Source organism: Streptomyces sp. NPDC050164 (genome assembly GCF_044459945.1).
GTDB lineage: Bacteria > Actinomycetota > Actinomycetes > Streptomycetales > Streptomycetaceae > Streptomyces > Streptomyces coeruleorubidus_A.
Window position 1 is genome coordinate 12,283 of sequence record NZ_JBITJK010000004.1, and the last position, 25,837, is coordinate 38,119.

The 25,837-nt window shown below is 71.0% G+C and carries 30 protein-coding genes and 1 pseudogene; 24 read left to right on the top strand and 7 right to left on the bottom strand.

From position 1 onward, the window contains the following. Positions 1–108: 108 nt before the first annotated feature. Positions 109–1,045 (bottom strand): annotated as a pseudogene (locus tag ACIBNA_RS07795) (PP2C family protein-serine/threonine phosphatase). 232 nt (positions 1,046–1,277) lie between these two features. Here ACIBNA_RS07795 and ACIBNA_RS07800 point away from each other — a divergent pair. Then, the gene (locus tag ACIBNA_RS07800) at positions 1,278–1,730 is read left to right on the top strand and encodes a MarR family transcriptional regulator (protein WP_399164366.1); all 453 of its coding nucleotides are present in this window, start codon (positions 1,278–1,280) and stop codon (positions 1,728–1,730) included. A gap of 330 nt (positions 1,731–2,060) precedes the next feature. Beyond that, the gene (locus tag ACIBNA_RS07805; protein ID WP_399164367.1) at positions 2,061–2,921 is read left to right on the top strand and encodes an RNA polymerase sigma factor SigF; all 861 of its coding nucleotides are present in this window, start codon (positions 2,061–2,063) and stop codon (positions 2,919–2,921) included. A gap of 132 nt (positions 2,922–3,053) precedes the next feature. On the opposite strand, the gene ACIBNA_RS07810 is transcribed toward ACIBNA_RS07805, so the two are convergent. The 6 genes from ACIBNA_RS07810 to ACIBNA_RS07835 form a co-directional block, all read right to left on the bottom strand. After that, complete coding sequence (locus ACIBNA_RS07810; protein WP_399164368.1) at positions 3,054–4,013, bottom strand: hypothetical protein; 960 nt, start codon at positions 4,011–4,013, stop codon at positions 3,054–3,056. Next, positions 4,010–4,408, bottom strand: coding sequence for a hypothetical protein (locus tag ACIBNA_RS07815; RefSeq protein WP_399164369.1), 399 nt, complete (start codon positions 4,406–4,408; stop codon positions 4,010–4,012). The genes ACIBNA_RS07810 and ACIBNA_RS07815 overlap by 4 nt, the downstream gene beginning before the upstream one ends. Before the next feature lie 13 nt (positions 4,409–4,421). Then, positions 4,422–8,270, bottom strand: a complete 3,849-nt coding sequence (locus ACIBNA_RS07820; protein WP_399164370.1) for a CHAT domain-containing protein — start codon at positions 8,268–8,270, stop codon at positions 4,422–4,424. A gap of 446 nt (positions 8,271–8,716) precedes the next feature. Continuing rightward, positions 8,717–10,384 carry a tyrosine recombinase XerC gene (gene xerC, locus ACIBNA_RS07825; protein WP_399164371.1) on the bottom strand — a complete coding sequence of 556 codons (1,668 nt, stop codon included), beginning with the start codon at positions 10,382–10,384 and terminating at the stop codon, positions 8,717–8,719. Between the two features lie 5 nt (positions 10,385–10,389). Next, the gene (locus ACIBNA_RS07830; RefSeq protein ID WP_399164372.1) at positions 10,390–10,668 is read right to left on the bottom strand and encodes a hypothetical protein; all 279 of its coding nucleotides are present in this window, start codon (positions 10,666–10,668) and stop codon (positions 10,390–10,392) included. 156 nt (positions 10,669–10,824) lie between these two features. After that, complete coding sequence (locus ACIBNA_RS07835; RefSeq protein ID WP_399164373.1) at positions 10,825–11,253, bottom strand: helix-turn-helix domain-containing protein; 429 nt, start codon at positions 11,251–11,253, stop codon at positions 10,825–10,827. Positions 11,254–11,532: 279 nt separating this feature from the next. Here ACIBNA_RS07835 and ACIBNA_RS07840 point away from each other — a divergent pair, with 279 nt between their 5' ends. From ACIBNA_RS07840 to ACIBNA_RS07945, 22 genes are all read left to right on the top strand, one after another. Beyond that, positions 11,533–11,826 carry a helix-turn-helix domain-containing protein gene (locus ACIBNA_RS07840; RefSeq protein ID WP_399164374.1) on the top strand — a complete coding sequence of 98 codons (294 nt, stop codon included), beginning with the start codon at positions 11,533–11,535 and terminating at the stop codon, positions 11,824–11,826. Next, a complete protein-coding gene (locus ACIBNA_RS07845; RefSeq protein WP_399164375.1) occupies positions 11,823–12,140 on the top strand; it encodes a helix-turn-helix domain-containing protein in 318 nt (105 codons plus the stop codon). The genes ACIBNA_RS07840 and ACIBNA_RS07845 overlap by 4 nt, the downstream gene beginning before the upstream one ends. A gap of 14 nt (positions 12,141–12,154) precedes the next feature. Continuing rightward, positions 12,155–12,442 carry a hypothetical protein gene (locus tag ACIBNA_RS07850; RefSeq protein WP_399164376.1) on the top strand — a complete coding sequence of 96 codons (288 nt, stop codon included), beginning with the start codon at positions 12,155–12,157 and terminating at the stop codon, positions 12,440–12,442. Further along, the gene (locus ACIBNA_RS07855; protein WP_399164377.1) at positions 12,439–13,017 is read left to right on the top strand and encodes a hypothetical protein; all 579 of its coding nucleotides are present in this window, start codon (positions 12,439–12,441) and stop codon (positions 13,015–13,017) included. The genes ACIBNA_RS07850 and ACIBNA_RS07855 overlap by 4 nt, the downstream gene beginning before the upstream one ends. Continuing rightward, the gene (locus tag ACIBNA_RS07860) at positions 13,014–13,286 is read left to right on the top strand and encodes a hypothetical protein (protein WP_399164378.1); all 273 of its coding nucleotides are present in this window, start codon (positions 13,014–13,016) and stop codon (positions 13,284–13,286) included. The genes ACIBNA_RS07855 and ACIBNA_RS07860 overlap by 4 nt, the downstream gene beginning before the upstream one ends. Then, positions 13,283–15,934 (top strand): bifunctional DNA primase/polymerase, encoded by a 2,652-nt coding sequence (locus ACIBNA_RS07865; RefSeq protein ID WP_399164379.1) that lies wholly within the window; start codon positions 13,283–13,285, stop codon positions 15,932–15,934. The genes ACIBNA_RS07860 and ACIBNA_RS07865 overlap by 4 nt, the downstream gene beginning before the upstream one ends. A 367-nt stretch (positions 15,935–16,301) precedes the next feature. Further along, a complete protein-coding gene (locus ACIBNA_RS07870) occupies positions 16,302–17,915 on the top strand; it encodes a DEAD/DEAH box helicase (protein ID WP_399164380.1) in 1,614 nt (537 codons plus the stop codon). A 59-nt stretch (positions 17,916–17,974) separates the two neighbouring features. After that, the gene (locus tag ACIBNA_RS07875) at positions 17,975–18,214 is read left to right on the top strand and encodes a hypothetical protein (protein WP_399164381.1); all 240 of its coding nucleotides are present in this window, start codon (positions 17,975–17,977) and stop codon (positions 18,212–18,214) included. Beyond that, positions 18,211–18,378, top strand: a complete 168-nt coding sequence (locus ACIBNA_RS07880; protein WP_399164382.1) for a hypothetical protein — start codon at positions 18,211–18,213, stop codon at positions 18,376–18,378. The genes ACIBNA_RS07875 and ACIBNA_RS07880 overlap by 4 nt, the downstream gene beginning before the upstream one ends. Then, positions 18,375–18,713, top strand: a complete 339-nt coding sequence (locus tag ACIBNA_RS07885) for a hypothetical protein (RefSeq protein WP_399164383.1) — start codon at positions 18,375–18,377, stop codon at positions 18,711–18,713. Before ACIBNA_RS07880 ends, ACIBNA_RS07885 begins: the two co-directional genes overlap by 4 nt. Beyond that, positions 18,710–18,952: a hypothetical protein gene (locus tag ACIBNA_RS07890; RefSeq protein ID WP_399164384.1), complete on the top strand. Its 243-nt coding sequence runs from the start codon at positions 18,710–18,712 to the stop codon at positions 18,950–18,952. Before ACIBNA_RS07885 ends, ACIBNA_RS07890 begins: the two co-directional genes overlap by 4 nt. Beyond that, positions 18,949–19,563: a hypothetical protein gene (locus ACIBNA_RS07895; RefSeq protein ID WP_399164385.1), complete on the top strand. Its 615-nt coding sequence runs from the start codon at positions 18,949–18,951 to the stop codon at positions 19,561–19,563. The genes ACIBNA_RS07890 and ACIBNA_RS07895 overlap by 4 nt, the downstream gene beginning before the upstream one ends. Before the next feature lie 156 nt (positions 19,564–19,719). Beyond that, positions 19,720–20,319: a hypothetical protein gene (locus ACIBNA_RS07900; protein WP_399164386.1), complete on the top strand. Its 600-nt coding sequence runs from the start codon at positions 19,720–19,722 to the stop codon at positions 20,317–20,319. After that, entirely contained in the window at positions 20,316–20,810 is a 495-nt protein-coding gene (locus tag ACIBNA_RS07905; protein ID WP_399164387.1) for a hypothetical protein, read from the top strand. Before ACIBNA_RS07900 ends, ACIBNA_RS07905 begins: the two co-directional genes overlap by 4 nt. Further along, positions 20,807–21,937 carry a conjugal transfer protein gene (locus tag ACIBNA_RS07910; protein ID WP_399164388.1) on the top strand — a complete coding sequence of 377 codons (1,131 nt, stop codon included), beginning with the start codon at positions 20,807–20,809 and terminating at the stop codon, positions 21,935–21,937. The genes ACIBNA_RS07905 and ACIBNA_RS07910 overlap by 4 nt, the downstream gene beginning before the upstream one ends. Continuing rightward, on the top strand, positions 21,937–22,251 hold the full coding sequence (locus tag ACIBNA_RS07915; RefSeq protein WP_399164389.1) for a hypothetical protein: 315 nt from the start codon (positions 21,937–21,939) through the stop codon (positions 22,249–22,251). Before ACIBNA_RS07910 ends, ACIBNA_RS07915 begins: the two co-directional genes overlap by 1 nt. A 43-nt stretch (positions 22,252–22,294) precedes the next feature. Beyond that, on the top strand, positions 22,295–22,450 hold the full coding sequence (locus ACIBNA_RS07920; RefSeq protein WP_399164390.1) for a hypothetical protein: 156 nt from the start codon (positions 22,295–22,297) through the stop codon (positions 22,448–22,450). A gap of 81 nt (positions 22,451–22,531) precedes the next feature. Then, on the top strand, positions 22,532–22,672 hold the full coding sequence (locus ACIBNA_RS07925; protein ID WP_399164391.1) for a hypothetical protein: 141 nt from the start codon (positions 22,532–22,534) through the stop codon (positions 22,670–22,672). A gap of 31 nt (positions 22,673–22,703) precedes the next feature. After that, positions 22,704–22,880 carry a DUF6257 family protein gene (locus ACIBNA_RS07930; protein ID WP_399164392.1) on the top strand — a complete coding sequence of 59 codons (177 nt, stop codon included), beginning with the start codon at positions 22,704–22,706 and terminating at the stop codon, positions 22,878–22,880. A gap of 84 nt (positions 22,881–22,964) precedes the next feature. Next, the gene (locus ACIBNA_RS07935; protein ID WP_399164393.1) at positions 22,965–25,049 is read left to right on the top strand and encodes an FtsK/SpoIIIE domain-containing protein; all 2,085 of its coding nucleotides are present in this window, start codon (positions 22,965–22,967) and stop codon (positions 25,047–25,049) included. Positions 25,050–25,236: 187 nt separating this feature from the next. Beyond that, on the top strand, positions 25,237–25,437 hold the full coding sequence (locus ACIBNA_RS07940) for a hypothetical protein (RefSeq protein WP_399164394.1): 201 nt from the start codon (positions 25,237–25,239) through the stop codon (positions 25,435–25,437). Between the two features lie 116 nt (positions 25,438–25,553). Continuing rightward, the gene (locus tag ACIBNA_RS07945; RefSeq protein ID WP_399164395.1) at positions 25,554–25,835 is read left to right on the top strand and encodes a hypothetical protein; all 282 of its coding nucleotides are present in this window, start codon (positions 25,554–25,556) and stop codon (positions 25,833–25,835) included. Positions 25,836–25,837 lie beyond the last annotated feature (2 nt).

The window sequence follows — 25,837 nt, forward strand, 5'->3', positions numbered from 1 at the left end:
TACGGCGCCTCAGCCGTTACTCGCCGTATGACAAACATTGTGGGCCGACGTACGGCACCACCAAACAACCGCTCATCCACACCCCCTGACCTGCGTCTGCCCCGGCCCTCACCGTCCACGCCAGTCCAGGCACACCACCAGGGCGTCGTCGTCCGGGACGGGTCTGCCGCGGTGGCCGGACAGTTCGCGCAGGACGGCCCGGGGCACCTCGGCGGCCCGGAGCAGCCGGGTCGACTGGATCGCCCGGACCAGTGCGGCGTCCCCGTACGCCTCTCCGCCCGGGGAGGCGGCGTCATACACCCCGTCGCTGACGAAGACCAGCCGGTCACCGGGCTCGACCCCGAACTCCTGGGCCACGTAGTCGGTCTCCTCGAACATGCCGAGCGGCAGCTGGGCGTCGAAGGGCACCCGCTCCACCGCACCCCGGCGCTGCCGCAGCAGCCGCGGGGAACCGGCGTCCACCGCCCGGACCCGCCCGGTGGCCAGCTCAATGTCCAGCATGAGCACGGACAGGTAGCAGCGGCCCCGGTAGCTCGTACTCGGGGCGGGCGCAGGAGCGGCCCGGCAGCAACTGCCACTGCATCTCGGCGGCCAGGGTGAGCCGGTCCCTGCGGCACGCCTGGAGGTACAGGTCGGTGTCCCGCTCGGCCACGACCACCTCGTGCCCGAGCACCTCGGCGATCTCGGCCAGTTCGCCGAGGCAGCCGTCGGAGTGCTCGCCGCCCGGCAGGGTCACCGTCAGCACGCCGAGGCGGTCGCCGCGCACGGTGACCGGCAGATGCGCGCGTACCCCGTCAGCCGAGTCACCCGAAAGGGTTTCCACGTACGGCTCCTGCGCGCCGAAGGCCCGGCCCGCCGGGCTGTTGGCCACGGACACCGGCTGAAGGGTGTGCGGCGGCACGGACACCGGCTGAAGCACCGTCAGTCCGTAGTCGGCCAGGTACAGCTCGACGGAGTCCGCCGCGTCCTGATCGGTCAGTACACGACGGACCGCGTCCAGCAGTTGATGGGGCGCCGCCGTGCGCAGGGCGCGCTCGGCGGTCACGAGTCTGTTCACGATCGTCGTCACGATGGTCGAAGCCCAATCCTTGAATCCTCGGTCGGACACCTGCGGGGTCCTCGCGTACGGCCCTCGGCCGCGGGGCCGGGCCGGGGCCGGGGCCGGTGTCGGCCCCGGCTCGCGGCACGCCTAGTACGCTGACGGCCATCCCGGTGCCTGCGAGAGTGTGACTGTGACTTCCCTCCGACCCCGCCCTGAGCCAGCCGAGGTCGCCCGTGTGACCTCCACGGCCGCGGAGTTGCTGGAAGTCCTCTGGGGCCGGGCCTCGACGGCACCCGCCTCGGCCTCCCAGCTGCGCGTGCTGCTCATCCTGGAGCACCACGAGGGCATCAACCTGCGCACCCTCGCCGACTCCCTCGCCTCCACGCCGCCTTCGACCAGCCGGCTGTGCGACCGGCTCCAGGCGGCCGGATTCGTCGAGCGCGTGGTGAGCGCGGCGGACCGGCGCGAGGTACGGCTGCACCTCAGCGGCCGGGGCCGCGCCTTCCTGGCCGACCTGCGCGTCCGCCGGGAACAGACGCTGCGCGCGGTGCTCGACCAGATGCCGGCCGCCAAGCGCGTCGCGCTGCTGCAAGGGCTGGAAGCGTTCTGCGACGCGGCCGCGGCCCAGATACACGACGACTCCGACGACTCCGACGACTCGCCCGCGTCCGGTACCCGGACTGCCTGAACTGCCCGTCGTGGCACCGGGACGAACATTCCGGATCCTCCCCCGCGTCCGCATGGCACAGCCAGCTTGTTGTCTCACGACTATCGTTGTCGAACGACAACTGTCCGCTCCGCGAGTCCCGTCACCAACTCCTGCGCGCCGCACCGCCCCACCCTCCTGCCCGTACCGTGAGCCGTTCGTGCGGGTACCCCGTCACCGCCCCGACCTGCGCCGTCTGTGGTCAACGTCTCGACGGGGAGGAGGCGGGGCATGAGCCGGGCGACTGCGGGTAGCGGGCTGGAGGTGGCCTGTCGGGGGACGGGAGCGGGCCGGAACGACGAGGGAGGGCCCGTGACGGCGACAACGCGCATCGGCACGACGACGGATTCCGGCACCGACACCGGTGAAGAGCTGCCGCAGATCGCCGAGCCGCAGAAGCTCGCCCCGCAGGACGCGCGCGAGCTGACCGGCCAGTTCCTCGAACGGCTCGCCGTGCTGGAGGAGGGCACGCCCGAACACCAGTACGCGCGCAACACGCTCATCGAGATGAACATGTCGCTGGTGCGGTTCGCGGCCCGCCGGTTCCGTGCGAGCGGCCAGGCGATGGAGGACGTCGTCCAGGTCGGTGTCATCGGGCTGATCAAGGCCATCGACCGGTTCGAGGTCTCCCGCGAGGTCCAGTTCACCAGCTTCGCGGTGCCGTACATCATCGGCGAGATCAAGCGGTTCTTCCGCGACACGTCCTGGGCCGTGCACGTGCCGCGCCGCCTTCAGGAGGCCCGTACCGAACTCGCCAAGGCCACCGAGGAACTGGCCTCCCGCCTCGGCCGCGCGCCGAAGGTCACGGAGCTGGCGGCGCTGATGAACCTCTCGGAGGAGGAGGTCGTCGAGGCCCAGGTCGCGGCGAACGGCTATCTGTCCTCGTCCCTGGACGCCGCGATCACCGGCGACTCGGAGGAGAGCGACACCACGCTGTCCGAGTTCATCGGCGAGGTGGACCCGGCCCTCGAACTCGTCGAGGACTTCCACGCGCTGGCCCCCCTGGTCGCCGAACTCGACGAGCGCCAGCGCCTCATCCTCCACCTCCGTTTCGTGGAGGAACTCACCCAGGCGGAGATCGGCAAGCAACTCGGCATCTCCCAGATGCACGTCTCCCGGCTGATCTCCCGGACGGTGGCACGGCTGCGGTCGGGGATGCTGGCGACGGGCTAGGACCTGTCGTTTGGATCACGCCGCAGACGCGGGGTCTGGCACCGAGCAGAACAGTCGCTTCCCTGCGACCTGATCCAAACGACAGACCCTAGGTGTATTGATCACGAGCGTTGCCGGCCGGGAGCGGACGGTTCAGGTGACGCCGTCGGACGTCGTCCCCGTGCGGTCCTCGACGCCGTGCTCGTATGCGAACGCGACGGGCATCCCCTGCCGCCAGTACGCGCACACCTCCTGGGCCTGGACGCGTTCCTGGGACCGTCCGGCGGGCAACGGCAGGTGCAACGCCCGCAGCAGGTCGAACCGGTGAAGGTCGAAGGCGCTCTCCACGGCCTCACCGAACCGCAACGTCGCGCCCACCGCCTGGCGGTAGCAGATCCATGACAGGGCCAGGGGCCCGAGCGCCAGCAGCAGCCACCAGCCGGAGCGGCTCAGCAGGGCTGTCGCCGCGGCCCCTGCCATGAAGGCCGACGCACAGAGCCGGGCCGCCGCGTCCAGCGTGTTGCGCCGGTCGTCGACGACGGCCCGCAGCGTCTCACCGAGCAGCGGGTACAGCCGCGGCCAGGCCACGACCGCGTCCCAGCCGTACCCGGCGCCCGCACGGTGTTCCGTCGCGGCCAGGGCATTGCCCAACGCGGTGGGCAACAGCCGGTCGGCAGGCGGGAAGAGCTGCCGCAGCCGGGTCCCCGCGGCGCCGGCCGCCTGGAGTTCGGCGTCGGTCATCGACTCGTCCAGTCGGTTCGCGTCGGCTTCCAGCCGGCTGCGCCGCCGCGCCTGCCGTCGGACACAGCGCTCGCTCACCGGCCGCAGGACAGCCGGCCAGAAACCCTCCATCAGCCGGACCAGGGGCAGTTGCAGCGGGTGGGAGACCAGCGCGGCCAGCGTCACCGCCAGCACGAGCAGGGTGAGTTCCCCGGCGTTCAGCCGCGCGGTGGTGCGCCAGGCCAGGCCGAAGTCGATGCGTTCCCCGGGTGCGCCCGCCCGGACGAGGACCAGGACGAAGAGGCTCAGCGCGAGCGTCGGAAGATAGCTGACCAGGAAGAACCGCCCGGTGAACACCTCGGCGGCGCCTCTGCCCAGCCTCTCCGGACTCATCGCACCAGTTCCATGGGGCCGTGGTCCGGGCAGGACGGAGGCTGCCAGTCGGCATGCACCCGCAGGGCGGCCAGTTCACAGTCGCGGCACGTGAACCGCAGCAGGGTGAACCGCTGTGGCGGGCCCGGAAGCGTCGCGTGATCACCACCGCCGAACTCCCGCGACGCCGTGTCGGGGTGCTTCCCGGCGAACCGCTCGCGGCGCGAGACGCCGAGCGGATTCCCGCCCACGGTCACCGTGACGCGCTCCAGTCCCGGATCCGCGCGGAACACCGTCGTCAGGACCGCGGCGGCGGTGTCCGGCGAAGTGCCGGGCGTCAACTCCAGCCGTACCGGCGCGGGCGCGGCGTCCTCAGGATCGACCAGCAGCGCGAAGAACTTCCCCGGATCGGGCATGACCGCACTCTCCTCAAGGGCCGAAATGGACGTAACCCGCCCACACCGACGGCTCCAACGGGTGGTCGAGGCGCAGCCGTTCCACGGCGGCGGCGGTGGCGGCCGCGGGGGAGCCGCCGTCCCGCAGGACATCGTAGAAGCGGCCCGCGGTGACCGCTGCCGAACGGTCGCCGACCGCCCAGAGGGTACCGACCACGTGCCGGAATCCGGCCATCTGGAGCCCGGCCGCCAGATGCTGGGCCTCGTCCATCAGCAGCACGCTGCTGGCCGCCGTACGGCACGCCGACACATACGCCAGCTCCGCCCCGGCCGGGCGGGTCCGGGCCATGTCGAGCACCGTCAGCGCGCCGTCGTGCAGCAGCACCGCGCTGTCGGACGCCTGAGTCGGATCCTGCCTGCCGTGGCAGGCGAAGTGCGCCCACGAACAGCCGGCCAGCTCGCGCCGCACCCGGTCGCGGGTGGCCTGCGCGTCGACCAGCGCCGTATGCGCCAGCCCGGGGAAGCGCGGCGCGATCCCGGCCGCCTCCGACACCACGTGAGGCAGCGGCGGCTGGCCCGGCGAGTCCGGCACCGCCACCGTCAGCAGCCGCCCTCCGTCCCGGCCGAGGACCGCCGGTTCCGCGTCCGTCCCGCCCTGGTAGGTGCGCACCAGCGCCCGCAGCGTAGGGGTGTACGAGGGGATGACGCGCCGCCATGTGCCATCGGCGCCTCCCACGAGTCCGGCGGCGTGCAGTGGCAGCAGGGTGAGCGCCCCGGTCGGGCACCACCAGATCCGCTTGCCGGGCACCCCGCTTCCGTCGTCGATCAGACCGAGCCGGTCGAACACCGGCTTCGCGACGGCCTCCCACAGCCATTCCAGCGTGGTCGCCATAGTCATCTGCAGGGCCACATGGCCCTGCGGCTCCGTGGCGCCCTGGTCGTGGACCGCCCTCAGGAAGTCGACCGCCCGGCGCCCCGTCTCGGCCAGGTCCAGGCCGGGCAACGGGACGACGAGCGGCGCCACGGGCGGCGGGAACACGACGATCGCGTCGCTGCGCCGAGGCGTGACGTTGACCAGTACCACCGGCCCCCCGGCAGCGGCTCGCGCGAGCGTCTCATAGGGGAGCGGCGCGAAGGGGCTGTCGTCACCCAGCTCGGCCCCGACCCGTTCCACCAGGGCGTCCCAGCGGCGCCCCAGCGCGACGAGACGGTCCGACGACGTCTCCGCGGACGCGGCGGCTTCTTCCAGAGCCGCGCCCACCTGACGCAGCTCGGCGGTGAGCCCGGAGGCCAGCCGGCTCAGGGCACCGGCCTCGACACGCGACTGCTGCAACTGCGTCCACAGCACCGAACGGCCCTGTTCCAAGAGCTCCACCGCCAGCTGCGGCCGCCCGGCGTCCAGGGCGCACGCCGCGGCGGCCGACGCCGTGCCCGTCCACTCGGAGAGCTGCGACTCCTGATCCGACCGGCCCAGCCCCCGCCAGCTGACCACGGGCAGGAGTCCGACCGCGAGGGACCAGGCGGCCAGCGCGCCGTCCGGCCCGTCCACGTCCCCTTGCCTCTCGCTGAGGTCGGCCCACTGGGACGCCGCCCGGATCCGCTGGGCGGCGGGGGCGAAAGGGGACCGGGCGCAGTCGGCGTGCAGCAGGGCGGCCTCCCGTGCCGCTCCGGCGTCCGAGGTCTCCTCGTACAGACTGCTGAGCGCCCCCGCCAGGAGGAACATGCTGTCCGCCCGCCGGCGCCTGGCGGCGTCACCCTCCTCGGCCGCCAGCCGGGCGCGCAGCAGGGCGACGGCCTCGTCCAGATCGGGCCGACTGTGCCTGCGGTACCAGCGGAGCAGCAGTGCGTTGGCGAGGTTGACGCTCCGGGAGAAGTGGTGCTGGGGGTGGCTGGACGGGGTCCCGTCCAGCGCCGCACGGATCAGGGTGATCCCCTCGTCGAGCCCCTCCCGCCCGGCGGCGTCGGCGATCAGCAGACAGGAACCGAGGTTGCTCATCGCCCGTACGTGTTCGGGTGTGCCCTTGGCGCTCAGATCGAGCATGCGCCGCAGGGCGTCCAGCGCGGCGTCCAGATCGGCCTCGTCGCCCCGCATCTGGTAGCGGCGGCGGTGCGCACCCCCGAGATTGCTCAGCAGGAGAGGCAGCGTCACCTGATCCGCGAAGACCCCGAAAAGACGGACGGCTTCGGTCCCCGCCGTGACCGCCTCGTCGACATCGGTCAGGGAACCGAGCAGCTCGGCACGGAACATGAGCTTGCTCGTCAGGTTGCCCAGCCGCTGGGCACGGGCGGTCGCGGCGGAACCGCTCGTGGGGGTCAGGGCGACGGACTCGCGCATGGCGGCGATCGAGTTGTCGAGATCCGCCTGGTCACCGGCGTGTTCGAAGCGGTAGGCCAAGGCGCCGGACAGCTGCGAGAGCAGCCGGGCGCGCTCTTCGCGCCCCTCGTCCGAGTCCGCAAGCTCGGCGGACAGCAGCTCGCGGAGCAGACCGACGCACTCGTCGATGTCCGAGCGGGAGCCGGTCGCCTCGTAGCCCGCCAGCAGAAGGTCGGCCAGGGCGGTGCGGATCTGCTCCGCCGCCTCGCCCGTCACCGACTCCGCCGCCTTTCGGACGGCCGCCACGGCGTGCCGGTGATCGGCCGCCGTCCCGGTCGCGTGGAAACGGTCGACGAGCCGCCACGCCAGCCAGTCGGACACGTCGTCCTCCCCGGCCCCGGCCACCTCCCCGCTGTCGTCCGCGTCGGCCCCGTTGATCAGCCGGTGGACACGCCGCATCCGCTGCTCGGCGTCCGGCGCGGTACGGTCCACGCTCGCGGCGAAGGCCGCCTCCGCCCTCGCCCGCGCGCCCGACGCGCCGGTGGTATGCCCCTGCACGCTGGTGTCGGCCGACATGGCCGCCTGGAACGCCGAGTCCGCCCGGCGCCAGTCGTCCTCGGAGAGATCCAGCGCCGCGCGTTCGAACAACGCCTCGGCCAGGGAGAGCTGGACGGCTTCCCGCGCCCCCGGCTCCTCGCCCGGGTTCACGTCCGGTCCCAGTCCCGATCGGAGCACCTCCACCGACCGGTCCAGGTCGGCGCGGTCCCGGAACCGGTCGTACCTGGCGTAGAGCATGTCGCCCAGGATCAGGGACAGCGAGGCAGTGGGCCGGGCCTGCGCCACGAGCCTGGTGTACGTGTCCACCGCCAGGTCGGCGTGTTCGCGCAGGCCCGACCGGTGGAACCGCTTCATGTGCAGCGCGCCGAGCGCGGACAGCAGGGCCTGGGTGAGGGGCTCGCCGTCGGGCGGCATCGGCAGCTCCATGAGCGGCCCGACGACCGCGTCCACCTCGGCCGACGTCACCTCGCCCGGACGTCCGTTCCACGCCTGGAGCACCAAGGCGACCTCTGTGAGCAGCAGGTCCTGCCCGTCGGCCAGTCCTAGCCGCTCGCATACACGGATGCCGTGCACCAGAAGGGGAATGAGCCTGCCCAGCTCCGCGCGGCCCAGCCGGGTGTCGCGGAGCAGTGTGCCCGAGTACCGGAGCCAGGCGAGGACGGCGGGAGAGACCCCGTCACGCAGCAGGCCGTCCGTCGAAGCGACGGCCTCCCGGCTCAGGTCGAGGGCGGCGACGAGGTCCTCCGGGTGGCCGCTCTGCTCGAACATCCCGGTCATCACCGTGTCCAGGAGCGCCAGCAGCCTGCGCCGCTCGGTGGCGGACTGCTTGTCGAGGGCAGCACGCAGCGCCGCGGAGGTGGCGTGCAGCTGGTCGGGGCCGCCGGGCCGGGCCCGAAGGGCGCCGGCGAACGCCTGGAGCACCTGGGGATCCGGCTGTCTGCCGTCCAACGGCAGGATTCTGCCCGCGAGTTCGGTGATCGTGGCGTACAGCGTGGTGCCGTTCCCCGTCATGACGGCATTGTCCTACGGCGCCGGACTCTCCGTCAGGCTTTCCGACCGGCTTCACACACGGTCCCGGAAACGAGACGGCGCCCGGGTCGGCCGAAGCCGACCCGGGCGCCGTACAGCAGGTCAGGGGCTGTTTCCCCGACCCGCCTCCGGTAGGCCCTGTGGGACTCGAACCCACAACCAATGGATTAAAAGTCCACAGGCTCACTGCTGGGGCCAACTCTCGTCAGGATTGGCGTTCCCCCGTTCACCCCACCGAACCCCAAGGAGTGCAGGTCAACGGCCGTGCGGCTGCATGTCTTGCGAGTCGTTCACCCCACCTCACCCCACCTCACCCCACCGCGCTGCATGGCGTTCGGGCCAGCACGGGGCCAGCAAGAAGGGCCCCCGACCCGCAGGTCAGAGGCCCTTTGCCTGTCCCTCGATTCTACGTCCAGCACTCCCCAATGTCAGTGCTGGCCCGTACCGTTGGAGACGTCCATTTCCGCGTCTGCTGGCTGCGACGCACTCGGTGGCCCCTGCTCCGGTACAGCGCCCGGGGCAGGGGCCGCGTCGCGCTTCCGGCGGGCCCTCGGCACGGCGGCCGCCGCCTTCTCCGTCAGTTCTTCCTCGTACTCCTCGAACAGCTCCATGTAGGTGTCGCTGGTGAGCACGATGGTGGAGTGGCGCAACTTCTTCTTGGCGTCGTGCAGGTCGCCGCCGCCGGCCTTCACCAGCGCGGCCGCTCCGTGCCGGAGGTCGCGCAAGTTGATGGGGGGAAGTCCGGCCCGCTCACGGATCCGGTGAAACTCCTTGCTGACCTCGTCGGGATGCAGCCAGGATCCGTCCTCAGCCGTCCAGATCTTGCCCGTGTCGATCCAGTCGTAGGCCTTCTCGCCCCGGGCCCTGCGCTCGGCAGCCCGGCCGTTCCAGGCGTCCCGCTCCGCCAGCTGCTGCGCGCGACGTTCCTTCAGCACGGTCACGGTCTCGCGGTCGATCATCACGGACGCCATCGAACTGTCCGTCTTGGGAGCCGTCTGGATCGGGGTCCAGCCGTCCACCACGATCTCGGTCAGGACGTCGATCCTGGGCGGCCGCGCGTCCAGGCGGGCGTTGTCCCACTCGGCGCCTACGCCCTCGCCACGACGCAGGCCGTGGTGGGCAACCGTATGGAACAGCGAGTACAGCCGCGTCCCTTCCGCCTCGTCGAGGAACGCTCCGAGCTGCTCGGGCGTCCACACCATGACCGGCCCCGGCTTCTCGCCGGTTTCCTGCCAGCGCCGGACCCGCTCATCCGTCCACAGCAGGCCCTTGGGGCGTGCGCCGGGACCCAGTTCAACGTGCGAGGCCGGGTTGAAGGTGATCATCTGCTGAGCGATGGCCGCGTTCAACGCCGCGCGGAGAGTGCGGCGGATCGCGTGCCGAGTCGCTGGGGTGTTCGTCTTGCGGAACGGCTTCATCTCGGCCAGCTTCGCCCGCTCGGCGGCAAGGCGCTCGCGTTCCTTCACGGGTGGCCGGCCAGGCTTGCCCCACTTGGCCCGCTGCACCTGTTCGCGCCGTGCCTGGTTCTCGGCATGGATCACGTCCGACTCGTCGGCGATGGCCCCGAACATGGCCTGGAGGTGGCCGACGTTGAGTCGGTCGAGGCGGTAGTGCCCAATGTGGGGCTTCAAGTGGGCCCGAATGTGGCTGGCGTACCCGTTGGTCGTCGTGCGCCGGATCTCCTTGCCGGCCATCCAGCGGTCCAGCCATTCGCCCACGGTGGTCTTGCCGTCGAGTGGCACGCCCACGCCGAGGCGCCTTTTCACCTCGTCGGCCTGGGGGATGTCTGCGCGGCGCCGGGAGATGTCGGCGAGCAGATCTCCCACGCGCAGCTGCTCGGCTGGATCGTCCCCGGGAAGGTCAAGGATGGCCTGAAGGCGGGAGAGGTCGCCCTGGGCCTCCGTGACTTGCTTGTACCCGGTGCGCCGGAAAGTCCGACGCTTGCCGTTCTCGTCCGGCGGCAACTCTTGGCGGAGTGCCACGGAACCGTGGTTCTTCTTCTTCAGCTGCGGGCATGCGTTGCTCAGCAGCTTGCCGTCGGGGCCCCGGCACTCGCATCGTCGGTAGACGCTTCCTGCCCGGCGCGCTGACGGCATGGGGGTTACTCCTCTCGCTCGGGGGGCTCGTCCTCGTCCCCCACGTCAGGCTCGTCCCCAACGTCGGGCTTGTCCTCGTCCCCCACGTTGAGGATGCCAAGCCCAACGCCCAGAACAAACTCTGTCGTCTTGTTGAGCTGGTCCAGCATCAGCTGATCCATCCCGCTGTTGGGGCGTACGGCGAACGCCAGCCCGTACTCAGACGTGATGGGCACAAGAATCTCGCCATCAGGCAAGTCCTCGCTGAAGAAGTACCAGACTCGTGGGCGGCGCGGTGACTCCATGCAGTCTCCCCCATCTCCCGCTCATGCGTTCGAAATTCGACTGGGACCAGCGCCCTTCCCTCCAAAGGCGTCTGCACATGATCGCACCATAGGTCACAGTGGTCTACGGGCCGCAGCGAACGGCTACTTAAAGTGATGTGAAGGGGAGGGCTGAAATCATTCGCCTTCCCCGCCCGGCGGCACCAGTGTGTCGATGAGACGCAGCAACCGCTCTCGCTGGTCTGGCGGGATCCGATCCAGTTTGTGCACGTAGGCCTTGGCCTCGGTGGAGCCACTCACGAGCGGATCCACGCCGTGGAACTGACTGCCGGCGGCGTCCTGCAACGTCTCCACCGGCAGTTCACAGGCCTCAGCGAGTGCGCAGAGTTCTTCATAAACGGGTGGCGTGACCGGTTCTCCCTGCTCCAGTCGGTACACCCACCCCCGAGTCACTCGGGTCCCCGTAACCGGGTCTACCGCCTTCTCGGCAAATGCCTTCAGCCCCACGTTGAGTTCCGCGCGGCGGCTACGAATGAGGTCCGCAAGCTGAGTTCGCTGTTCAGGGCTGCGCGTGGCTTCGCGCGGGTCCGATCCAGTGGGCGCCATAGGGTACATCCTGCCATTCCTTGGTCAGAGGTTCCGTACGTTGCGTTCAGCGTCTGCGCCGCCTATTTAGACGTACGGGCAGGTCAGTCGGTGGGCTCATCTCACCCACTGAACGGATTGTTCAGCACGTTGGACGATCCCGCCAGGTCGCAGTGAGTCATTGACCGATTACTTACACTCCCCACACGCTGTCACACACGCTGGACAAACCGTTCAACGTGTGTGATGCTCCGTTCATCGCTGTCCTATCCATGGGACAAGTTGTCCAGCGAGGTGAACGTGAGCGAAGTTCCACCCACGATGTACGCGGTCGTCAGCGGCGACCGCTTGAAGACGCTCATGGAGCGCACCGGCACAGGTGAGTCCATCACCAGCCGCGAACTGGCCGCCGCCGCCGGCGTGGCCAACGGGACCATCGGCGCCCTCATGTCCGGCGCCCAGCGCACCGTTCCCGAGGACAAGGCCAAGGCCATCGCCGCCGCCCTCGGCGTCGACCTCTTGGTGCTGTTCATACCGATGGAGCGGGCGGGCCGCGCGGTCGTCCCGCTCCGAGTCCAGCGGGAGGCCGTGTGACTGCCCGCCTGAAGCCGCTGACCCCCGAGCAGGTCCTGGACCTGCCCGCGATGCCGCCCGTCAAGGAGGCGTTCCGCGCCCTCAACATCAGCGAGGGCACCGGCTACGGCCTCATCAAGGACGACCAGTTCCCCATCGAGGTCTTCCAGTTCGGCCGCGCCAAGCGCGTGCGCAAGACCGACCTGCTGGCCTTCCTCCGCCTCCCCGAACCCGCTGCTGCCGAGGTCCAGTCGGCACCAGCGGCCACCAACAGCGACGCCCCCGGGGTCCAGCCGGGGGCGCCTATTGAGCAGCCCGCACCCATCAGTCAGTAGAAACGGAGCAGCTCATGCAGCAGCTTCCCACGGCCGTGTTCGTGGAGCCCAGCGCGGACCAGTCCGGCAACCCCGTCGAGACCGACGTGCGGGCGACCATCCAGGCCCTCGTCTCCGAGCACGGCCTGGTCGTCGAAGAGTTCGACACCGCGACCCTCGCCGAGTCCATCCGCAGCAAGTTCATGGCGTTCTACGTCCAGACCGACCGGCAGAAGATAGTCGTCTTCCCCCTCGGCCAGGACCTCGGCGAACGTCTGTCGGCCCTGCGCTCCCTGCTGCGCCGGCCGGAGGTGACGGCATGACGACCGCCGCCCCCAACCCCAAGGCCACCCAGGCCGACGACACCCGCATCGAGGGGCACGTCGACCGGATCATGGCCGCGCTGATCGAGGCAAAGCCGGAGCCCGCCTCGGCGGCCCACAGCCCGGCAGTGGTCCGCGCCCTCGCCGACATCGAGGCCGCCAAGCGGGACGTCGACGCCGACGTGGCCGCGTGCCTCGACGCCGTCGCCGACCTCATCAGGCAGACCGGTGACCCGGACGCCGTGTTCGACCGCGTCCTGGACAACTTCGCCCGCGAGGAACTGCGGGTGCTGACCGCCGCGCACGGCCTCCGCCTGGCCGAGTCCTCGGCCGAGGCCGTCGAGTCCGGCGACCTGACCGAGACGCTCGTCTTCTGGGAGTTCAACGGCAGCGCCCTCGCTGTGGTCCCGCGCGGGCAACGACCCGCCGACACCCTCCGCCAGCTGCGCGCCGCCATCGACGAGCGCGCAGACGAGCAGCAGCTGGCCGATTCCTTCCAGGCCTCCGTCGCCGCCGGAGACGTCGAGGACCTCGACAGCTGGCACGCCCGAGTGACCACCGAGGCCGCGCGTTGACCAGCACCGCAACGGGCGCCCGGCCCCTCGCCGGGCGCCCGCCCCAGCAGCGCATCGAGGGCGCCCTGTTCGTAGACCTCGACAGCCAGCGAGCCCGCTACGAGTGCCTGCGCCCCGACTGCCCGCACCGCCTGGAAGGCCCGGTCTACAGCACCGACCGCGACCCCGGCGACGTCGAGGGCCGTCCCATCGGGGTCGGCGGCCTGAAGGCCTTCATCGACGGCATCAAGACCCGGCACCTTGCCCAGCACCACGGGAGCACCCGTTGACCGACCCACAGACCGCACCAGACCTCCGGGCGACCGCCCGCGAGATGCACGACGCTGGCCTGTGCGTCCTCCCCATCAAGGCGGACGGCACCAAGGCGCCCGCCCTGAAGTGGACCCCCTACAAGGTCCACCGCAGCACGCCGGACGAACACGACGCGTGGTTCACCGGCGGCCGCCCCCGCGGCATCGCCGTGGTCTACGGCGAGGTGTCCGGCAACGTCGAGATGCTCGAGTTCGAGGGCCTGGCCGTCCGAGAGGGCCTGCTGGACGAGGTCACCGAGATCATGGAGGCGTCGGGCCTGGGCGAACCCTGGTCCGCCATCCTCAACGGCTGGGTGACCGAGTCCCCCTCCGGTGGCCGGCACTTCCGCGTCCGCCTGGAGGGCTCCACCGTTCCTCCGAACCGCAAGCTGGCCCAGCGGCTGGCAGGCGAAGACGAGTACACCCCCGAGGAACGGCAGCGCGTCGCCGAGAAACCCGGCACAAAGATCATCCGCGTCCTCGTCGAGACGCGCGGAGAAGGCGGGTACGGCCTGGTCGAACCGTCCGGCGGCGCCGTGCACGCCTCCGGCCGGCCGTACCTCCGCATCGCCGGATCACCCGCGAGCATCCCCGTCCTCGACGGCGACACCATGGGTGCGATCAGGGACGTCTGCCGGATGGTCGACCAGATGCCCACGCCCGAGGCGCCGAAGACCGCGCCCCGGCCGCAGGAACCGCTGCCCGACGGCGGCCTGCGCCCCGGCGAGGACTACGAGTCCCGAGCCGACTGGGCGGACATCCTCCGCGGCGTCTTCCGGCCCATCATCACGCGCGGTCACACCACCTACTGGGGGTGGGCGGACGGCGTGGGCGGCGTGAAGGCCACCACCGGCCGCGACCCGGAGAAGGACCGCCTGTGGGTGTTCGCCACCGGCTCGGAGTTCCAGGCCGATACGCCGTACTCCAAGTTCGGCGCCTACACGCTGCTGGAGCACGGCGGCGACTACAAGGCCTCCGCGTCCGCCCTGCGCCGACAGGGCTACGGCACGCCGACGCCCCGCCGCCGACTCAGCGCCGTGCCTGCCCAGGCGGAGCACTTCAGCGACGGCTCGGCCGCGCTGGACGCCAGCCACGCTCCGGACGCACAGGAGGAGTTCCAGGGCGGCCCGCAGCTGCGCGCCGTACCCGCCAAGCCCGAGTTGGACATCACCAACGAGGCCGACGCCATCGACGGCGTCCTGGAGCTGATGCGCACCGGCCAGCTGCCCGACCTCTACACCCGGGCGGGCGGCCCGTGCTGGGTCTACCGCGACGACAACGACGACCCCGTGGTGCAGCAGCTGGGCACGGACAACCTGCGCGCGTACCTCGCCGACCACGTCGCCACGTTCGTCGTGAAGCGAACCGCCGAGGAGATCGTGGAGGAACGGGAACTGCTCATGCCCAAGTCCTGCTCGACCATCCTGGGGCGCAAGCAGTGGCCGCTTCCCGTGCTGCGCGGCATCGTCACCTCGCCGGTGATCCGGCCGGACGGCAGCCTGCTGGACAGCCTCGGCTACGACCGCACGACCGGCCTGTACCTGGAGCCGCGCGTGAAGCTGCGCCGCCTCCAGCCGCAGGTGACCCAGGACAGCCTGGCCCGGGCCAAGGCCATCGTCCTGGACCAGGTCCTGAAGGACTTCCCCTGGGTGGCGGCCAGCGACCGGGCGCACTTCCTGGGGGCCCTGCTCACCCCGATCATCCGCCCGTACTTCCACGGCGCCACGCCGATGTTCGTGCTGACGGCGACCGCCGCCGGATCTGGCAAGTCCCTGCTGAAAGACATCTTCCGGCACTGCTACGGCATCGCCAGCACGGCCTGGCCCGAGAACGACACCGAACTGCGCAAGAGCATCACGACGCAGCTGTACGGCACCGGCCAGCCCGTCGTCGTGTTCGACAACCTGCCCAACGGCTACGTCCTCAAGAGCCCGGTGCTGTCCGCGCTGCTCACAGACGAGGTCTGGGGCGACCGCATCCTGGGCGCCACCGGCAAGGTGACCATGCCCAACGACCGCCTATGGCTGGTCACCGGGAACGCCCTGCGTACCGGTGGCGACAACAAGCGGCGCGTGTTCTGGGTCCGCCTGGACCCCGACTGTCCCGACCCGGACCAGCGCGACGGCTTCACCGTCGGCGACCTGCGGCCGTGGCTGCGCAGCAACTCCTCCACGCTGGTCGCCGCACTCGTCACCCTGGTCCGCGCCTGGGTCTCCGCCGGAGCCCCCATCGTCCGCGTCCGCAAAGGCGACTACAGCGAGTGGGCCTCCATGGTGGCCGGCCTGCTCGACTACCTCGGCGTCGAGGGATGGATGGCCGACCAGAACGAAGCGCGCACACAGGACGACGAGGAACAGGAGTGGACGGCCCTCCTGGAGATGTGGCGCGAGACCTACGGCGCCGAACCCGTCCAGGCCGGGGCCGTCATCAAAGGCCTTCCCAACCATGTCCCGCGCAAGGGCGACGAGCCGCCCAGCGCGAACCAGCTGGGCATGTGGCTGAAGGCCCGAGCCGGTCGGTACTTCGGCACGCACAAGGTCGTCATGGTCTACGACAGCCACAAGCGACAGAACCTGTGGCGCGTCGAGGTCCACGCCGACCGCGGCACCGGACGGCACGAGCCGTGACCGGCACCCGGCCCGATGCAGGGACTGCAGGGACCGTGCAGGGAGTGCTGCGGGGACTCTCGCAGGTCCCTGCACGGTGCCTGACCTGCGAGTACGCGGGGAGGCGGGGACTTGCGGGGGGTTGCCGCCATACCTCGTATAGCGCGCGCGTCCCATCCGTATCGCGCACCCCGTATAGCGCACGTCGTCTGACGGCAGTTCTGAAGCTCTCCGACATGCAGGCCTTGGCCTAAGTCCCTGCAAGTCCCTGCGTCCCTGCAAAACCCCAGATCAGCGCCACACCGGACCACTGCGGAAGTCCCCGCAGGACTCCCGCAAGGTCCCTGCACTCCCTGCATACCGCCAGCAACTGATTCGAGGTGACTCCATGCCCGAGGCCTTCACCCCTCGCCCGTACCAAGCCGAGGCGATCCATGCCCTGATCGACGGCTGGGCCGGACCCCACAACCGGCTCGCTGTCGTCCTCCCCACCGGCGCCGGCAAGACCGTGATCATCGCCAACCTGGTCCACCAGCAGCTCGACGGACTCAACGGCCGCCGCGCCCTCGTCATCGCGCACCGCGAGGAACTGCTGGAACAGGCCGCCGCCAAGCTGCGCGCCGTCGACCCCTCGCTGCGCGTCGGCATCGTCAAGGCCGAGCGCGACGAGCACCACGACGTGGACGTGATCGTGGCCAGCGTCCAGACCCTGGCCGTGCCGAAGCGCAGGGAGGCCATCCGCGACGTCGGCCTGGTGATCGTGGACGAGTGCCACCACGCCGCCGCCCGCACCTACATGGAGGTGCTGGACCACTTCGGCGCCTGGCGCGGCGTCCCTGTCGCCGGATTCACCGCCACCATGACGCGCACCGACGGCGGCCTGGCCGAGGTCTGGGAAGACGTCGTCTACACCCTGGACATCCTCGACATGATCGGCGACGGCTACCTGTGCGACGTCCGGGGCAAGCGCATCACGGTCGACAGCCTCGACCTGGACAAGGTGAAGACCCGGAACGGGGACCTGGTCGAGGGACAGCTGGGCCAGGCCCTCGAGGACTCCGGCGCCCTCGACGCCATCGCCAAGGCCTACGTCGACCACGCCGCCGACCGACCCGGCGTCGTCTTCACCCCGACCGTGGCGACCGCCCAGGCCGCCGCGGAGGCGATGCGCGCGGCCGGCATCTCGGCGGCCCCGGTGTGGGGCGACATGGGCCGCGACGACCGGCGGGCCACCCTCGCCCGGTACGAGGCCGGGGACGTCCAGGTGCTCACCAACTGCATGGTGCTCACCGAGGGATTCGACGCCCCGCATACCAGCTGCATCGTGGTCGCCCGCCCGACCAAGAGCCCGGGCCTGTACGTCCAGATGGTCGGCCGAGGCCTGCGCCCGGCGCCCGGGAAGTCGGACGCCCTGCTGCTCGACGTCATGGGCGCCTCGACCCGGCACAAGCTGGCCAGCATGGTCGACCTGACCGCGCGGGAGATCGGCCAGGCCGAGGAGGGCAAGTCCCTGCGCCAGGTCGCCGAGGAGGCCGTGGCCGCCGAGAAGCGCCGCACGCTGGTCGCGCACATCGAGGCCGAGGAGTTCAACCTGTTCGGCGCCTCGGCGATCAGGTGGCTGCGCACCGAGGACGGCACCTGGTTCATCCGTCTGACGTCCGCCATGTTTCTGTTCCTGGTCCGCGACCCCGGCACCCGGCTGTACCGGATGCGCCGCTGGACCGAGGCGGACGGCGTACACCCGCCCAGGGATGACACGGCGCGGCCGCTGCCCGAGGCCCTGGCGTGGCTGGAGCAGCAGGCCCGTGTCCTGGCCCCCGGCGCGTTCGTCTCCCGGCAGGCCCGCTGGAGGGCCGGAAAGCCGAGCCCGAAGCAGATGGGCCTGTGCAGGCGCCTCGGTATCACGGTGCCGCGGGCCGCAACGGCCGGCGACGTCGCCGACCTCATCGACCAGGACCGCGTCGGCCGCGTCCTGGGCCAGCTGATCCTTCCCGCTGCGTAGCGGTCCGGGCCTGCCCTTAACAGGCCCGGACCTCCACCCATCACACCACGGAGGAACCCATGGCCGACTTCACCACCGAGACCGTCACCCACACCGTCCGCCGCTGGGTTGTCCCAGCCGCCGAACCGTGGGGCGCCGCGGCCGCCGAGATCGGAAAGGCGTGGGCCGTCGCCGAACGGGCCTATCGGGATCACTTCGAGATCCCCGATGAGAGGTCTCTGCACGACGACGCGCTCCGCTTCCACGTCCGTGACGAGGAGATCGTCATCGAGTTCGCGACCGAAGCGAGGATCTCGTGACGGCTCGATCCCGTTGCCCCCGCGGCCACTTCCTCGCCGCCTCCGGCACCTGCCGCTGCGAACTCCCCCGCCCTCGCTGGGGCGCGGACCTGTGGGGCCAGGGCCTCACCGCCCGCCAGCGCCACAGCATCACCACCGTGCCCCTCACTGGGAGGTACCTGTGACCCGATCAACCCGCGTCCTCGGCTGGGCGTACCTACTCGCTGCGCTGCTCACCGCCCGCTGTTCCGTCACCAGCGCCCGCAATGACGCCTGGTGGTACGCCGCCGGCCTGTTCGGCGTCTCGCTGCTGCTCATCGTCGCCCTCGCCCGCGAGTATGTCGCCGCCGACGAACGCCGCGCCGCCGCAGTGCGCGCCGAACGGGCCGCCCGCCTCCGCACCTGGGCGAGCCAGGCGCGGAACGACCTGGAAGACGGCTGCTGCGAGCGCTGGTGGACCAGCTGCGGCACCGAGCACGACGACCTGCCCAACTGCACCAGGAAGGACCAGGCCGCGTGACCGCGAAGCGCTACACCGCCGACAGCATCACCGACGACGCCCTGGACGAGCTGTACGAGAACGCGAACCGTGGCTGGCGCCGCGGTGACGAGTGGAAAGCCCGCGCCGAGAAGGCGGAGGCCGCCATCAAGCGTGCCGATCGGCTCGCCCGCAGGTGGGCCATCCTTCGCGCCTACGGCGGCGCAGCCGTCGAGCTGCGCAAGGCCCTCGCAGAGCCCAAGGAGAACAGCACCCCGTGACCTGCGAACTGTGCGGCAACGCGGCCAGCGGCTACCTGTGCAACCGGCACCGGGAGCAGCTGGCCGCGCGGCTGCAAGAACTCCCCGCCCTGTACGCCGAGGTCGGCGAATGTCTCGTGCCCCGCCGCACCGGCTGGGGCGACATCGTGGCCACCAAGAGTGCGGCCGGCCCCCGCTCGCCGGTCAACGAGGACGTCCTCGACACGGTGAACTGGACCCGCGCAACCGAGGTGATTCACTCGTGGCGGGCGGACGTCCGGCGGCTGCGCTGGCCCCACCGCGGAGCCACGCCGCCCGCCCGGCTGGACGCCGACTGCCGATGGCTTGCCCAAGAGCTGGACTGGATCGTCGCGCAGTACCCGGCGGCCGGCGATCTCGCCCGCGAGGTAGCCGAGCTGAACAGCCAGGTCCGCTCGATCGTCGGCGACCCGGAACCGCGGCCGCAGCGGATCGGCTACTGCGTCGCGTTGGTCGGCGAGGGCGTGGTGTGCGGGGCGGCGATCTCCCGCATGCCGGGCGAGACACGGCTGAAGTGCCGGTGGTGCGGGACCGGGTATGGGCCCGAGGACTACCTGATGCTGAAGCACTTCCAACCTGCTGATGCGGGGTGATGCGCACCTGAAGTGTCCAACAGCCTGGACAAATTGTTCAGGCAGTGGGACATTGGGGAGCGAACGAAAGGCCGGGCAGCAGCTCGGGGGTTGCAGCCCCCGGCGCGCGCACTGCCCGGCCCTTCCACCGAACACCTGATCTGAGCAGGAGTCGGCATGACCGATCATTTCGCGCGTCTCGACGCGACCGCAAGTTCCCCCAAGGCCGCCCGCATTGCGGCCCTGCACCGTCTCTGCGACGAGGACTACGCCAAGGGCAAGGCCCAGCGAGTCACCCCGAACCTGGCCCCGTCCTACGCCGCGGCCTCCGGCACCGTCCCGGTGTCCGAGCCCAGCGACCTCGACGTCGCCCTCCGCGTCGCCCAGCAGCTGCTCGACAGCGACAGCGTCCTCTCCCTCCGCGAAGCCCTCCGCCTCCTGCTGCGTGCCCTCGGCGCCGAGCCGCCCGCGCTTCGTTGCCCGGCCGCACACCCCGAGGACCCCACCCCGTGCACTGGCCCGGTCGTCGTCACCATCCTCGACGCGCAGAACTCGGGCGCGAACGGATGCGAGCACCACGGCGCGCGCCTCCTCGCGTCCCTCGACGGCGGGCGTGTCTACCCCCTGCCCGACGCCCTCGACGCCCCCGACGGCGCCGCGATCCGCGTCTTCAAGGCCGCCGACAGCACCCACCCGTTCGCCTGGGTCGACGGCCCGCGCACCCGCCCCGAGCAGCGCAGCCACGCCGAGAACCGCCGCGGCGGTGAGGACCAGTGAGCACCCCCTACGACCCGCTGTTCGACCCGAGCACCAACACGGCACCGGACGTGCACAGCGTCGACCTCTCCCTGCGTATGGCCCGCGAGGCCCTCGACCGCTGCGCGCCCAAGAACATCCACGCCGACGGGCAGATGCTCACCGCGGCCGTCGAACTCGACTTCGCGCTGCGCCAGCTCGTCACCGCGCTGGACGCGGCACCGGCCGCCTCCGCATCCGCGGACCGGCCCACGGCAATCACCACTGCGGCGAACGAGCTGGAACACGCGCTGACTGTGGAGCTGGACGACGATCGAGCGCTGGCCCTGCATGCAGCCCTGATCGTTCTGCGCTCGAAGTTGCCGTGCACGTGCGCTCGATCGCAGGGGCTGCACGAGAAGTGCTGCCGTCGGTACGTTCCGGGACACGAGCTGCTCAGCCCCGCCCGGCGGCTGGCCGCCGCTCGCGCCGAACTGCGCCGCAAGGACGCCGAGCGGGGTGAGCGCCGGTGAACGCCCGCGAACTCACCCGGGGCCAGGTCGTCGTCCTCGGCGCGGCCTCCGTCCTCATGGTCGCCGTCGGTGGCTTCGGAGGCTGGGGCACCTACAGCAACGCCGTCTCCGAGTTCCACCGGCAGGCCACCGCCGCCGGCGTCGTCGCCGCGGGCGAGGGCCTCACCCTGATCCTCGCCATGGTGATGCTGGGCAGGACCATGCTCGGCCAGGCCTCGCCCGCCGTCGTCCGCGTCGGCATGTGGCTCGCCCCGGCGTCCGCCAGCTGCATCGGCGTCACGATCGCCAGCAATGCCCGCGAGGCCGCCGTGTACGCAGTTACCCCGCTCGCCATGAGCGGCTCGGCCGAGGGCCTCGGGTTCATCGCCCGCAGCATCGTCGTCTACCGCACCGGCGTGGACGCCGAGGTGATGCGCCGCAACGCCGACGCCGCCCGGCAACTCGCCTTCCAACGCTCCGTCGCCAAGAGCCACCCCGGTGCGTGGAAGCGCCGGATCGCCGTTCGCCGGTACTGGAGCCTGGCCAAGCACGTAGGCGTAGGTGACACCGAGCTGGGCGCCGGCCTGGTCGACGTCCAACGCGTCCGCGTCCGCAACGGAGCCGATGCGGCCCTCGCCGACATGTACGGCCAGGCCGTCACCGCGGCCGCCGAGGAGGCGCCCGCCCAGCCTCGACCCGCCTCCGCCACGGAGGTGCTCCGGGCCCGGTTCGCCGAAATGGACCCAGCGGATGCGATCCGCCTGGCTCACGATGCGCGACCTGATGCGCCCCCGGCCGAACTCGCCGTGCTGCTCGGCACTTACGGCGTGCCCGTCGACCCGGTCGCGGTCGCCCTGGTTCTCGGGCAGCGCCCCCCGGAGTACGAGGTGCATCGGCATGATGCGCCCGCGCATCAGCAGGTCAACGCCCTGCCGCCCGTGAATCTCCAGGGCGCCGTCGAGGAGGCCGCATCAGTCCTCGGGCCGGACCCGAAGCCCAAGGCCATCGTCGAGCACATCGCCCAGCACCGGCGCCTGGTCGTGGACGAGGCCTACGTGCGCACCGCCCTGTCGAGGGCCGCGAAGAAGCCCCAGCAGCCGCCGCAGGTGCCGGTGAAGCGCGACGAGGGGAACGGGGGCTACGCGTGATGAGCGACGCCCTGGAGAAGGCCGAGGCCGCCGCCCGCGAGGCTGCGGTGGACACGGCGGCCGTACAGATCGCCCTCGCGGCCGTCGAACTGGCCAAGGCCGCCGCGGCCCAGCAGCAGGCACCGCAGCCCTGCCACCACCACAAGCAGCGCCGCAGCACGGGCGAGTGGCTCGGCATCGCCTGCGCGGTGTGCATCGGCTCGGTCGGCCTGGCGTTCGCGTCCATCGCGCTGGCCATCCTCGGCGGCGTCGCCGCGATCGTCGTGCTCGTCCTGCGGGACATGTGGCGCGACATGCAGCGCAAGGGCCGCTGACCCGCCCTTCCAGCTCCCCCTTCAAGTCACTCGGGAGACACCCGTGTACATCCTCGACTTCCTGTACGCCCTGATCTGCCTCGCCATCGTGATCACTGGGACCGCAACGCTCATCCACCTGCGCGGCGAGCACGACCACGGCCCCGACTGCCGCCCCTGCCGCGTCCTCAACCGCGTCCTGCGTCGTCCGCCCCGCTGACCTGCCCTTCCGTCCCCCACGGCCCGCCCGTGGGGGAGCGGTGGGGCCGGAACAGCCCGGCCCGCCCGAGAGGAGCACCCCATGCCGGACAGCAACGAAGGCGGCTTCGTCACCACCGAGCGCACCGGTCCCGACGAGGTCACCACCGTGATCGTCACCAGCGAGGGCGCCACCGCCCACCGCATCCCCGGCGGCATCACCGAAGACGAACTCCTCGACTGACCGACAGTCAACGCACCAAGAAGGAGCAGCAGTGGCAGGAGACATCAAGTTCAGCGACCTGACGCTCAGCGAGAAGGCCGCAGTCATCCGCGCCGAGGCCCGCGGTGTACGCCGCGCCACCGCCGGCATCGAGCATCAGCCCGACATCGACCGCAAGGTCGCCGCCGTCTACGAACGGGCCCGTAAGCGCATCGCCAAGGGCAAGTAGCTACACCCCGGGGCGGCCGTCCACGGCCAAGCGACCGGCCGCCCCGGGCCTCCGTACCCCAGCAAGAGGCAGGAAGCCCCCAGCATGACGAACAACGTGGTCCAGCTCCACAAGGACGCCCCGGACACCCTGACCGAGACCATCATCGACGTCGTCCAGAACGCCGAGCCCCGGCCCGTCGACCCGCCCGAGCAGGCCGCCGAGGCTGGAACGTGGATCGCCGAGAAGCAGGCATACCTCGCCGAGGCCCCGCCCGTCGTCCCTACATTCCTGCGCAACGCCGCCGAGTTCATCGACGCCACCCGCTGGACCGTGTCGTACTACGCGCACGTCACCGCCTTCCACGCCCTGCGCACGCCCGTCTACCTCGCCCGGCTGCTGCTGCGCGCACCGCGCGGCGCCGGCCGCCTGCTGGTCCGCTGGGGCAAGTGGGTCGCCGACACCGACGCCCGGCCCGTCGAGGCCAAGGCCGCCGCGTCCGCCGACATCGAGGCCTGGCTCGCCCTCTCACGCGAACACTCCCGCCGTGTCCGCCCGCGCCGTATCGCCTCCATCGCCGTCGCCACCGTCACCAGCATCACCACCACCGTCAGCGCGTTCTTGGTGCCCGGCTGGACCGCTACAGCAGCCATCGCCGCCGCCGCACTGTGCGGTCTCAACGGCAGGAAGGGCGACAAGACCCTCATCACCCGCTACGTCGCCACCAACATCATGCGGCGCCTGGACTCCACCGAAGTGTTCGACGCGCTCGCCGCCATCGGCATCGAGGGCAAGAAGGGCCGCCGTGGCGTCGAATTCGCCTCCGAGGTCATGCGCGACGGCCCCGGCTGGCGCGCCGAAGTCGACCTCCCGCCCGGCGTCGAAGCCACCGCCGTGCTGGAGAAGCGCGCCGCCCTGGCCGCCGCCATGCGCCGTCCCATCAGCACCGTGTGGCCCGAGGCTGACCGCACCGCCCACCCCGGCCGCCTCGTGCTGTGGGTGGCCCAGCGCGACCCCGCCAAGGCCGGCCGCAAGCTGTGGCCGCTCATGAAGGACGGCCAGGCCGACGTCTACCAGCCGCTGCCCTACGGATTCGACCCGCGCGGCAACCTCGTCGAGATCACCCTCATGTACTCCAACCTGCTGGTCGGAGGCATCCCCGGCAGCGGCAAGACCAGCTGCGCGCTCGCCATCGTCCTCGGCGTCGCCCTCGACCCCACCGCCGAACTGTGGATCTACGAACTCAAGGGCTCCGGCGACCTCGACTCCGTCAAGCCCATCTGCCACCGCTACGTGTCCGGCGACGAAGACGAGGACCTGGAGGCCGCCCTGGGCGGGATGCGCTCCGGTATCGCCGAGTACCAGCGCCGCGCCGCGTTCGTGCGCTCCCTGCCCGCTTCCGAGGTGCCCGAGGGCCGCAAGGTCACCCGCGCGCTCGCCGAGAAGTACCCCGAGCAGAACCTGGGCCCGCGCGTCATCGTCATCGACGAGGTCCAGGAGCTGTTCACCCACGACGACTACAAGGAAGAGGCCGCAGCCCTGGCCACGCGCCTGATCAAGAAGGCGCGCGCCTACGGCATCATCCTCATCCTGCTCACCCAGAACCCCGACGCCCCGTCCCTGCCGTCCTCCGTCTCCAGCAGCGTTGGCACCCGTTTGTGCCTCGCCGTGATGGACTGGCGGGCCAACAACAACGTCCTGGGCACCGGCGCCTACGACCGAGGCCTGCGCGCCACCGACATCAGCATCGACGAGCAGGGCACCGGCATCCTCGCCCGCGGCCGCGAAGGCATCACCGTCCGCGCCGCGTTCATCAAGCAGACCGAAGCCGAGGACATCGCGAAGCGCGCCCTCGCCCTGCGCATCGCCGCCGGCACCCTGTCCGGCCAGTCCGTTGGCGCCCAGGTCGAGGAGCAGGACGTCGAGACGATCCTCGATCACCTGCGGGCCATCTGGCCGGACGGAGTCGAGGCAGTGCACTCCCACCGCCTCGTCGAGGCCCTCGCCCGGTTCCGCCCGGATCTCTACAAGCCGTGGACGGAGATGGACGCCGCCGGATCGTCCACGGCGCTCAGCGCTGCTCTCAAGCCCTTCAAGGTCTCCACCCGGCAGCTCACCATCCGCGACTGCTGCGGAGGCGCCAAGGGCCTGCGCTGGACCGATCTCCCGACCGCCGAGGACGGCGAGTAGAGGCCGCCGAGCCGGTTTCGGGAAGGGGCCGAGGTTTCACCCCACCCCGAAACCGGTTTCGCCCCCGATATCGGACCTGAGCTGGCAAGTTTCGAGTTTCGGGCCCTCACGCGAGACCCCCGGACCGCCTCGCAACCAGCCTCACCGAGAGCCCCCGCAGGCGACACCACTGCCGCATCATGGGGGCATGGAGCAGCAGAACATCCGCCCCGGCCACCTCACCGCCCACCAGACCGCGCAGCTGCTCGGCGTCGAACTGGGCACCGTCCGCCAGCTGGTCCGGCGCGGCCGGCTGACTCGGTCCGGCGGTACACCGCGGCAACCCTGGTACGCCTGGCAGGACGTTGTCACGCTCGTCGTCGAGAGGCGCCCGAGCAAGGCCGCTTGACCGCAGGTCAGAGCCGTGTCACGATCTCGGCGTACAACTGTGCCCCGAGACAGGCACCACAGACACCTGAGGCCCCGCCCACCAGTGGGGCCTTCGTCATGTCCGGGAGGCCCGCGATGCACAGCCCGCAGATCGTCGTCGAACTGCGAGAGGCACCGCCGGAAGACGGCTGGGCCTGCTACGAAGCCACCAGCCGTGCCTGCTTCGTCTGCACCTGCGGAACCACCACAGGCTTCGTCGACCGCGCCGAAGCCATCCAGACCGCCACCGAACACCCCGGCCGCGGCCAAAGCCCATGGATCGACGGCCCCCGCGAACCACTCAAGGTCGACGTCCGCCTCGTCGGCATCGGCACCGACATCAAAGACTTCGTCCGCCGAATGATCCGCAAGAGCTGACC